Source organism: Paraburkholderia sp. BR10954 (genome assembly GCF_040965775.1).
Lineage (GTDB): Bacteria > Pseudomonadota > Gammaproteobacteria > Burkholderiales > Burkholderiaceae > Paraburkholderia > Paraburkholderia youngii.
Genome location: NZ_JBFRCK010000157.1, coordinates 1 through 1,536, shown reverse-complemented (window position 1 = coordinate 1,536; position 1,536 = coordinate 1). Strand labels below are relative to the sequence as shown.

The window sequence follows — 1,536 nt, the reverse complement described above, 5'->3', positions numbered from 1 at the left end:
AACAGTTCCCGGCCAAGACTCAACCGCGACATTACTCTTCCCCAACTGATTCGCGCTGCTTTCAAGATAGCTGAGCGGGGCGTCAATGCCTGGACTTTGGTAAACCTTAACAAAATGAGGTCTCCTATCTTCGCATTTTCGCCTGACAGCACAGGGAATCCCTCCTTGTCCAGCAGATGATGCAACAGACGAGGTTCACGAAGGCTTCATGGATGAATGCCAGACTTTCGATACGGATGGCGCAGTCGCCCTTTTTATTCAAGGCTCGTCTCAAAAGTTGAAGCATCCACAAAATCCGGGTCGCTTCAAATAGCCAATTGGAGTGATCTATGTACGCGGTGCCCTCGTTGTCACGTCTTCGAACACACTTTTCCGGGTTTGTCGTTCTCGCCGCCTTCATTCTTACGTCTCAACCGTCAGCGGCCTGTCCGTCAGTTGAAGCAAGAATGGCCGGCTTGTTTGATCCACAAAAAGGACATTTTAACGTCACAGTGCTCGCGCATCGCGGACTCTGGGGCGAGTCCGCGCCGAATCCGCGCACGCCCGAGAATTCGCTCGCGTCGCTGCAGGCGGCAGATGATGCATGCTGCGACGCGGTGGAACTCGACGTGAAGCTAACGAGCGAAGGCGTACCGGTCATCATGCACGATTTCAACCTGGGGCGCACGACGGACGTGTATAACTTCGTCGGCGATAAGACACAATATGATCCAATTCTAAACACAGGCTCGAATCCTGCCGTGAACACAGTGCCTTGGGAAACCGTCAAGGGACTGAATCTCTTAACGCCGTCGCGTGACAGCGCCACAGACTATACCGTGCCCAGTGTCACTGACGTGTTCGACTATTGGAAAGAACATCATTTGACGATTCCGATCATCTTCGATGCCAAAACGAAAGATGCGGTGCATGCCATCGACGTCCGCGCACGAGAACAATTCGGGGATCGAGCGCGCGACATTGTCGCCGTAAAGGTCAACGCAACTCTCTATCCGACCTACGCTTCATTCAGTAGTGGTGCAACCGCTATTCGAGCCATACCCGTTTACACAACCAATATGTTGGGGAAAATTGATGTACCGGCTTCGATCGATGATTGGCGGGAACGCCGCGGCAGCACAGCATTCGAGGTCAACGTAAAACAGTTCCTTGGATTGCTTCAAGGCCAACTCGACACGGTCAAAAATGCCAACTATGCAGTTGGCGTCTTTAACGCTATCCCTGATGGGCCAGGTGACGGCCAGTTCTATTACAACGACGGACATTGTTGCTACCGGTTATCAGATCTCTATTTCTCTTATTCTGGCGGCAAGGACACGGCCGACAATCGAGGCGACTTTGACTATTTGCGCGGGCAAAGCTTTACGTTCATAACCACCGACAAACCGACAGGGCTACGCGACTACCTCCGTGCGAGGGGGCTTCACGACTAGTCCATTGAACCAATGAAATTGCACCGGTCTAAAGGTGCATGGGCAAAATCAAAGAGCTATTGTCGAATCTGGTGTACAGGGGAAGCGGCAGGATGTTGAGAAG

At 52.4% G+C, this 1,536-nt stretch carries 1 protein-coding gene; it reads left to right on the top strand.

All coding sequences use genetic code 11. The annotated features are described in order from the left end of the window. The first annotated feature begins 446 nt into the window (after window positions 1-446). Window positions 447-1,433, top strand: a complete 987-nt coding sequence (locus AB4Y34_RS41545) for a glycerophosphodiester phosphodiesterase family protein (RefSeq protein ID WP_176370170.1) — start codon at window positions 447-449, stop codon at window positions 1,431-1,433. Window positions 1,434-1,536 lie beyond the last annotated feature (103 nt).

Coding starts and splice junctions, on each gene's coding strand:
- AB4Y34_RS41545 (WP_176370170.1), top strand. CDS start 447: ATGGCCGGCTTGTTTGATCCACAAAAAGGACATTTTAACGTCACAGTG.